11 protein-coding genes (1 of these 11 only partly in view) are annotated in these 6,547 nt (G+C 69.1%); 5 read left to right on the top strand and 6 right to left on the bottom strand.

The window, feature by feature from the left end; genetic code table 11:
• Positions 1 to 4: 4 nt before the first annotated feature.
• The 3 genes from F1D61_RS07125 to F1D61_RS07135 all read right to left on the bottom strand — a co-directional run bounded on the left by F1D61_RS07125 (position 5) and on the right by F1D61_RS07135 (position 2,443).
• Entirely contained in the window at positions 5 to 817 is an 813-nt protein-coding gene (locus tag F1D61_RS07125; RefSeq protein WP_203157160.1) for an ABC transporter permease, read from the bottom strand.
• Between the two features lie 19 nt (positions 818 to 836).
• The gene (locus tag F1D61_RS07130; protein ID WP_203157163.1) at positions 837 to 1,817 is read right to left on the bottom strand and encodes an ABC transporter substrate-binding protein; all 981 of its coding nucleotides are present in this window, start codon (positions 1,815 to 1,817) and stop codon (positions 837 to 839) included.
• 146 nt (positions 1,818 to 1,963) lie between these two features.
• Positions 1,964 to 2,443, bottom strand: coding sequence for a response regulator (locus F1D61_RS07135; protein WP_203157164.1), 480 nt, complete (start codon positions 2,441 to 2,443; stop codon positions 1,964 to 1,966).
• A gap of 142 nt (positions 2,444 to 2,585) precedes the next feature.
• On the opposite strand from F1D61_RS07135, the gene F1D61_RS07140 reads away from it, so the two are divergent.
• The 3 genes from F1D61_RS07140 (at position 2,586) to F1D61_RS07150 (ending at position 4,508) form a co-directional block, all read left to right on the top strand.
• Positions 2,586 to 3,296 (top strand): alanyl-tRNA editing protein, encoded by a 711-nt coding sequence (locus tag F1D61_RS07140; protein ID WP_203157166.1) that lies wholly within the window; start codon positions 2,586 to 2,588, stop codon positions 3,294 to 3,296.
• Positions 3,297 to 3,390: 94 nt separating this feature from the next.
• Positions 3,391 to 3,972, top strand: coding sequence for a YqaA family protein (locus F1D61_RS07145; protein ID WP_203157169.1), 582 nt, complete (start codon positions 3,391 to 3,393; stop codon positions 3,970 to 3,972).
• 11 nt (positions 3,973 to 3,983) lie between these two features.
• Complete coding sequence (locus F1D61_RS07150; protein ID WP_203157171.1) at positions 3,984 to 4,508, top strand: disulfide bond formation protein B; 525 nt, start codon at positions 3,984 to 3,986, stop codon at positions 4,506 to 4,508.
• A 2-nt stretch (positions 4,509 to 4,510) separates the two neighbouring features.
• On the opposite strand, the gene F1D61_RS07155 is transcribed toward F1D61_RS07150, so the two are convergent.
• The gene (locus F1D61_RS07155) at positions 4,511 to 4,849 is read right to left on the bottom strand and encodes a hypothetical protein (protein ID WP_203157174.1); all 339 of its coding nucleotides are present in this window, start codon (positions 4,847 to 4,849) and stop codon (positions 4,511 to 4,513) included.
• Positions 4,850 to 5,015: 166 nt separating this feature from the next.
• On the opposite strand from F1D61_RS07155, the gene F1D61_RS07160 reads away from it, so the two are divergent.
• Together F1D61_RS07160 and F1D61_RS07165 are read left to right on the top strand one after the other, a co-directional pair.
• Complete coding sequence (locus F1D61_RS07160) at positions 5,016 to 5,270, top strand: hypothetical protein (protein WP_203157176.1); 255 nt, start codon at positions 5,016 to 5,018, stop codon at positions 5,268 to 5,270.
• Between the two features lie 340 nt (positions 5,271 to 5,610).
• Positions 5,611 to 6,153 carry a helix-turn-helix domain-containing protein gene (locus F1D61_RS07165; protein WP_246775941.1) on the top strand — a complete coding sequence of 181 codons (543 nt, stop codon included), beginning with the start codon at positions 5,611 to 5,613 and terminating at the stop codon, positions 6,151 to 6,153.
• Between the two features lie 58 nt (positions 6,154 to 6,211).
• Here the strand turns inward: F1D61_RS07165 and tnpB are convergent, their stop codons facing one another.
• Together tnpB and F1D61_RS07175 are read right to left on the bottom strand one after the other, a co-directional pair.
• Positions 6,212 to 6,484 carry an IS66 family insertion sequence element accessory protein TnpB gene (tnpB, locus tag F1D61_RS07170; RefSeq protein WP_348649432.1) on the bottom strand — a complete coding sequence of 91 codons (273 nt, stop codon included), beginning with the start codon at positions 6,482 to 6,484 and terminating at the stop codon, positions 6,212 to 6,214.
• A gap of 50 nt (positions 6,485 to 6,534) precedes the next feature.
• Positions 6,535 to 6,547: the end of a hypothetical protein gene (locus tag F1D61_RS07175; protein ID WP_203159401.1), read on the bottom strand. It continues 191 nt past the right edge of the window; the window shows 13 of its 204 coding nt (coding positions 192–204); the start codon falls outside the window, past its right edge; its stop codon occupies positions 6,535 to 6,537.

Consider the following 6,547-nt stretch of genomic DNA (forward strand, 5'->3'; position numbering starts at 1 on the left):
GGTGTCAGCGCTCCAGGCCGCGATGCCAGCGCAGCAGGTGGTCGTTGAGGCGCGACATCGCGCCGTCGATGACGAGGCCGAGGATGCCGATCGTCAGCATGCCGCCGATGATCTTGTCCGACCACATGTATTCCCGCGCCTCCAGGATCCGGTAGCCGAGCCCGTCCGAGACCGCGATCATCTCGGCGACGATCACCACGATGAAGGCGGTGCCGATGCCGATGCGCATGCCGGCGAGAACGAAGGGGCTCGCCGCCGGCAGGATCACCCGCCGGAACATCGTCCAGGAATTGGCGCCCAGGTTGCGCGCGGCGCGGATATAGATCGAATCGACCTGCCGCACCCCCGCCACCGTGTTGACGAGGACCGGGAAGAAGGTGCCGAGCGCGATCAGGAACAGGGCCGGCGGATTGCCCAACCCGAACCAGACGATGGCGAGCGGGATGTAGGCGATCGGCGGGATCGGCCGCAGGATCTGCAGGAGCGGGTTGACGAGGCCGTAGAGCCGGTCGCTCGTCCCCATCAGCAGGCCGACCGGAAGCGCCAGGCCGACGCCGATGGCGAAGCCCGCGATCACCCGGCCGAGGCTCGCCACCGCGTCGTGCGGCAGCTCGCCGGACACCAGCCAGGCGGCGTAGCTCTGGCTGGCGGGATCGTAGGGCAGGGCCGGGACGAGGCTGGAAAACCAGCGCGAGGCCACCGCGCTCGGCGGCGGCAGCACCACGGCGGAGAACAGGCCGGCCCGGCTGGCGATCTCCCAGAGGATCAGCAGCCCGATCGGCAGAAAGGCGCCGCGGAAGGCGGAGAGGCGGTTCACGAAAGGTCTCCGGACCGGCTCAGTTGGTCTTGGCGCCGAGTTCGGCCTTCGCCTTCTCGAGCAGGTCGAGCTTGACCCATTCGGCGTCGCCCTTGGGCGGGTTCACCATCTTGCCGAGACCATACTTGTGCATCAGGTCGGCCGTGACCTGCATGTGACCGGCCGGCATGTCGTAGGTGTAGTCCGCGTTCTCCATCGAGTCGCGGAAATCCTTGCTGCTGAGCTGGCCCTTGAAGACCGTGTCGCGGACGTACTTTTCGGCGAGGTCCGGCTTCTCGATGAAGGTCTTGGTCGCCTCGACGAACAGCTTGAGGACGCGGGCGGCGACCTCGGGCTTCTCGGTATACATCTTCTCGGTCATGACCAGCGGGCGGTAGGGCACGCCGACCGGGGTGTCGTAGGGCTTGACGATCTCGTAGCCCCAGCCGTTCGAGATCGCCTGCGTCGATTGCGGCTCGCTCTGGCAGATCACGTCGACGTATTTCTGGGCGAGTGCCTGGTTCAGGTCGGCGTAGTTGTTGAAGTAGACGAGCTGCACGTCCTTGCCCGGCCGCTCCGACCAGGTCAGGCCGTTCTTCTCCAGCTCGGCCAGCAGCATCAGGTCCTGGGTGCCGCCGCGCACCACCGCGACCTTCTTGCCCTTCACGTCGGCAAGCGTCTTGGCGCCGAGATCGGGCCGGCCGAGGATGCGCACACCGCCATTGGCGAAGCCCGCCACCACCAGGAGCTTCACGCCGTTGCCGCGCGCCGCCACCGCGCCGTCGGCGCCCGAGGCCGCGATGTCGATCTGGTCGACCGCCATCGCCGGATAGATGTCGGCGCCCTTGGCGAACTGCTTCTCGTCGATCTTGAGGTTATATTTGCCGGCGATCTCCTTCATGTAGGAGATCGCGCCGTAATGGGCGAATTTCAGGTTGCCGAGGCGGACGACGTCCTGGGCGGCGGCCGGGCCGGCGATGGCCGCCCAGACGGCGGCGATGGCGGCGAGGCGCGTGAGCATGGGTCTCTCCCTGTCCGTCCGGACGGCAGGGCGCCCGGTTTGGTGCCGGATACTGGACAAAGGTCGAGCCGGCCGAAAGCCGGATTACGGCGCCCGGGATAAGACTTTAGACTCGCGGATTAAATCGCCGCGCGTGCTCGACCGCGTCAGAGCATGCCCTTGACCACCGCCGCGGCGGGCAGCCGCGGCTGGGGCCGCAGCAGGCTCTTGACCTGCGAGAACGGCCGCGGCCGGTTGATCACCTCGTCGAGGCGCGACCACAGGGTCTTGGGCGAGAACGGCTTGGCGATGATCTCGTTGACCCCGAGATTGATCGCCCGGTCGACCACGTTGCGGCGCGGCTGGGCCAGCATCAGGATGATCGGCACGGTCGGGGCGGGCGAGGTCGCGGGCGTGCGGGCGAGGCGAATGAACTCCTCGCCGGACAGGATCGCCAGGTCCCAGTCGAGCACGACGAGATCGGGCTTGCTCTCGGCGAGCACGCCCAGCGCCTCCGCGCCGTCCGGCGCCTCGAGCAGGCGCTTGATGCCGACGCGCATCAGCATGTCGCGCACGATGCGGCGGATATACAGGCTCTCGTCGACCACGAGGGCCGACAGGTCCGGGAAGGTCGGGGTGGCGATCATCGCGGGCTCGGTCTCGACTGACCAGAGGTTAAGCACGATCAACCCTGCGGTTTCGCTAACCGAGATGGTTAACGTAAACTCTCCCTCGACGGCGACGCGGCGCCGGGGCAGTGTCGCGCTCCCTCGAGAACGGAGCGCATGCATGTCCACCGAACTCCTCTTCCGCGACGATGCGTATCTCCGCGAGGCGGAAGGCCGGATCGTGGCGGCGGACGAGGCCGGCCTCGTTCTCGACCGGACCCTGTTCTACGCGCAGGGCGGCGGCCAGCCCGGCGACCGCGGCCGGCTCGTGCGGGAGGATGGCGGCGAGATCGCGATCCTCGACACCGTCTACGGCCCCGACAAGCGCACGATCCTGCACCGTGTCGCGCCGGGCACCGCTCTGCCGGCGCCGGGCGAGCGGGTCCGGCTCGTCCTCGACTGGCCGTTGCGCCATGCCCGCATGCGGGTCCACACCGCCCTGCACCTGCTCTCGGTCGCCCTTCCCTACCCGGTCACCGGCGGCGCGATCGGCGACGGCGAGGGCCGGCTCGATTTCGACATCCCGGATGCCGGCCTCGACAAGGAGGCGGTGACGGCGCGCCTGCGGGAGATGATCGCCCAGGATGCCGCCGTGACGACGCGCTGGATCAGCGACGAGGAGCTTCTGGCCAATCCCGGCCTCGTCAAGACGATGTCGGTGAAGCCGCCGATGGGCAGCGGCCGGGTGCGGCTGGTGGCGATCGAGGGCCTCGACCTCCAGCCCTGCGGCGGCACCCATGTGAACCGCACGGGCGAGATCGGCACCGCCACCGTCACGGCGATCGAGAAGAAGGGCAAGCAGAACCGGCGCGTGCGGCTGTCGCTCGCCTGAACGCCCTCCCGAGGCGGGTCCCGGCGCTCTCGCCAGCGCCGCAATCCTGTGCTCAAAGGACGCCGACCTCATCCCAGACGGGCCTTTCCCCACGATGCTGCGCCGCCTCTACGAGTGGATCCTCGCGCTCGCCGCGCGCCCCTCGGCTCCCTACGCGCTCGGCGCGGTCTCCTTTGCGGAGAGCTCGTTCTTCCCGATCCCGCCGGACGTGATGCTGGTGCCGATGGCGGTGACCCGGCCCGAGAAGGCCTGGACCTACGCGCTGATCGCGACGCTGACCTCGGTGGCCGGCGGGATCGCCGGCTACGCCATCGGAGCGCTGCTCTACGATTCGATCGGCGCCTGGCTGTTCCACCTCTACGGGCTTGACAAGGGCGCCGACGCCTTTCGGGAGGCCTACGCCCATTACGGACACTGGGTGATCCTGCTCAAGGGTCTCACCCCGATCCCCTACAAGCTCGTGACCATCACGTCGGGCTTTGCCGGCTACGACCTGTTCTGGTTCATCGTCCTGTCGCTGATCACCCGGGGCCTGCGGTTCTTCATCCTGGCGGGCCTCGTCGGCCGCTACGGCGTCGGCATCCGCACCGTGCTCGACCGCCACCTGAACGCCGTCGCGGCGGTGTTCGGGGCGGTCTGCGTGCTCGGCTTCGTCGGCTTCCGCTACCTGTTCTGAGGCTTCTCGCCATGAACCACGCGCCTCCGGCTCCCGCCCTCGCCGCGCGGCTCACCGCGCCGCGGCCGGCGGCCCTGCTGGTCCTGGTCGCCGCCGCCGCCACCGTCGGCGGCGCGCTGATCTTCCAGCACGGCCTCGGCTACGTGCCGTGCAAGCTCTGCCTGACCGAGCGCCAGCCCTATTACCTCGCCCTGCCGCTCCTCGCCGCCGCCCTGCTGCTGCCGCGGCGCGTCGCGGGCCTGCTGCTCGGGCTGGTGGCGGCGATCTTTTTGGTCGGGGCCGGACTCGGCGCCTACCATGCCGGGGCCGAATGGGGCTTCTGGCCCGGGCCGAGCGATTGCGGCGGCGGCGCCGGCCCGGCGCCGGCCGGCGTCAACGACTTCCTCAAGTCCCTGGAAGCCACCCGGCCGGTCGATTGCACCGCGGCGGCCTGGCGCTTCCTCGGGATCTCGCTCGCCGGCTACAACGCCCTGATCGCGCTGGCGCTGGCGGCGCTCGCAGGCACCGCCGCGTGGCGGGCGCTGCGCCGCGCCTGAGGTCAGCGCTTCGGCTTCATCACCGTCGGCTCGGCCAGCAGCGCGGCGAGCCGATCGGAATCGAGAGCCGGCTCGGGCTTGGGCTTGGCGACCTTCTTGGGCTCGGGCTTGGGCTCGTTCCTGGGCTCGATCTTCGCCAGCCGGGCCACCTTGGCGGCAGGCGGCGTCGGGATGATCGAGCCGGTGGTGACGGGCTCGTCGAGCGGCATCGGCTTGGCCGCGGCGACGAATTGACCTGAGCGCGGCGGCTCCCGGTCGAGTTGCGCCGAGCAGACGGCGCACACCGTGGCGAAGCCGAGGCTGGCGATCGTCGCGAGGGTGAGGTTGGTACGCAGGGACACGGTCGGTTACTCAGGAACGATTGACCATCGGCGAGCCTAGGCGCCGATCCCTTAACGATCCCCTCGGTTCCTCGTTGATCCCGTTCAGGATTCGCACACCACGCCGGCCGCGCCGGATGAACCTGGCAGAGCTTGACGATTTGCCTCCGGGAATTGGAGGCGATGGATGTTCTTTACCATGACGGCGGCGATCGGCGCGGCGATGACCGCGGCCGCCTGGTCGATCGATGACGGCCTGGTGGTCGCGGGCCTCGCCGCCGGAGCGGCCGGTCTCGCGAGCGCGGCGGCCACGTCCCTCGTGATGGTCCGGGTCGATCGTCGCGCGCGGGCGATCGGCCCGGACGCCGTCACCGATCTCGTCTGCGCCGATCTCCCGCGCCTGGAGCGCCCGCGTCGCGGGCGGTTCGCCCCAATGCGTTGATCTTGCGAGCCGCCCCCATGATGAGGCGACGCGCGACCTGCAACATCCGGCACACAGATCCGAACCGCCGGATGGCCGCGAGCGCAGCACGAGAAATATTCGATTATGTAGTGATATCAAGATCTAAAAATCTGCTTGAGCGGATCGGCCCGACCGAAGCGAAGGGGATCACGGTATATCCTATCCCTCCACCTCGTCCTGAGGTGTCGTACGGCCTCCGGTTGATCGATCGAGCTTAGCGTTTAACTTTATCATCGAACCGATAGCGGTTTTCCGATTCGAGAGCGCGTGCTGTCTGTCACGGAAGCTGCCAATGCCTGGCTTGGTCGCACACTTGAGCGTGTCGGAATCGGAGAAGCGCTTCAGGGCCTGCCGTGAGGGGCGCACCGCCCGTCAAATCCAGGCGATCTGGCGTCCGGCCAAAAGCCACGGCTTGGCTGACGCTGCGGCGGCCACGGCCTGCAGCGAGCGCTGGGTGCATCGCCTCTGCGAGCGCTACAACGCCGAGGGACCCGAGGCCCTGGGTGACCGGCGTCGCAATAACGGGGCCGCCCCCAGCATCCTGACCCCGGAGGTCCTCGATCGGCTGCGCCAGCACCTGGCCGAGCCACCAGCGGACGCAGGCGTGTGGACGAGCCGCAAAGTGGCGGATGTCCTGGCCCGGGAGTTGGGACGCGAGCAGGTGGCGATGCAGCGTGGCTCGGAAGCCCTGAAGGCGTTGGGCTGGTCACTGCAACGGCCGCGCCCGCGCAACCCGCGGGCGGCGACGCCCGAGGCCGCGCGGGCTTTTAAAAGTTGGCGCAGGCCGTCGGCGAGGAGGAGGCCCACGAGCCGCATCTTCCTGTCGTCGTCCATGGCAGCGACGAGCACCGCCTCGGCCTGAAGCCGGTCACGCGGCGGGTCTGGGCGCCGGCGGGAGAGCGACCGGTGGCGCTGGGCCATCACCGCGCAGCAGCGCGCGCCAGTCGATCTCCTGCAGCAGCATGGCGAGTTGGTCCGGCGTCAGCGCGGCCGCGGCACCGGCGGTGGACGGCCAGACGAAGCGGCCCTTCTTCCAGGCACTTGGCGAACGGGCACAGGCCCTGGCCGTCCCACCACAGCAGCTTGATCAGGTAGCCCTGGCGCCCGCGGAACACGAAGGCTTGGCCCGAGAAGGGATCGCGCGCCAGATGGTCCTGGACGAGGGCGGCTAGCCCGTCGAAGCCCTTGCGCATGTCGGTGTGCCCGGTGGCCAGCCAGACGCGCGAGCTAGACGGGACCGGGATCATCGACCGAGC

It is taken from the genome of Methylobacterium aquaticum, from assembly GCF_016804325.1.
Classification (GTDB): domain Bacteria; phylum Pseudomonadota; class Alphaproteobacteria; order Rhizobiales; family Beijerinckiaceae; genus Methylobacterium; species Methylobacterium aquaticum_C.

What these genes read in the sequence shown, in the direction of transcription:
- F1D61_RS07130 (WP_203157163.1), bottom strand. Translation starts at nt 1,817, where the DNA reads ATGCTCACGCGCCTCGCCGCCATCGCCGCCGTCTGGGCGGCCATCGCC.
- F1D61_RS07135 (WP_203157164.1), bottom strand. Translation starts at nt 2,443, where the DNA reads ATGATCGCCACCCCGACCTTCCCGGACCTGTCGGCCCTCGTGGTCGAC.
- F1D61_RS07140 (WP_203157166.1), top strand. Translation starts at nt 2,586, where the DNA reads ATGTCCACCGAACTCCTCTTCCGCGACGATGCGTATCTCCGCGAGGCG.
- F1D61_RS07145 (WP_203157169.1), top strand. Translation starts at nt 3,391, where the DNA reads ATGCTGCGCCGCCTCTACGAGTGGATCCTCGCGCTCGCCGCGCGCCCC.
- F1D61_RS07150 (WP_203157171.1), top strand. Translation starts at nt 3,984, where the DNA reads ATGAACCACGCGCCTCCGGCTCCCGCCCTCGCCGCGCGGCTCACCGCG.
- F1D61_RS07160 (WP_203157176.1), top strand. Translation starts at nt 5,016, where the DNA reads ATGTTCTTTACCATGACGGCGGCGATCGGCGCGGCGATGACCGCGGCC.
- tnpB (WP_348649432.1), bottom strand. Translation starts at nt 6,484, where the DNA reads ATGCGCAAGGGCTTCGACGGGCTAGCCGCCCTCGTCCAGGACCATCTG.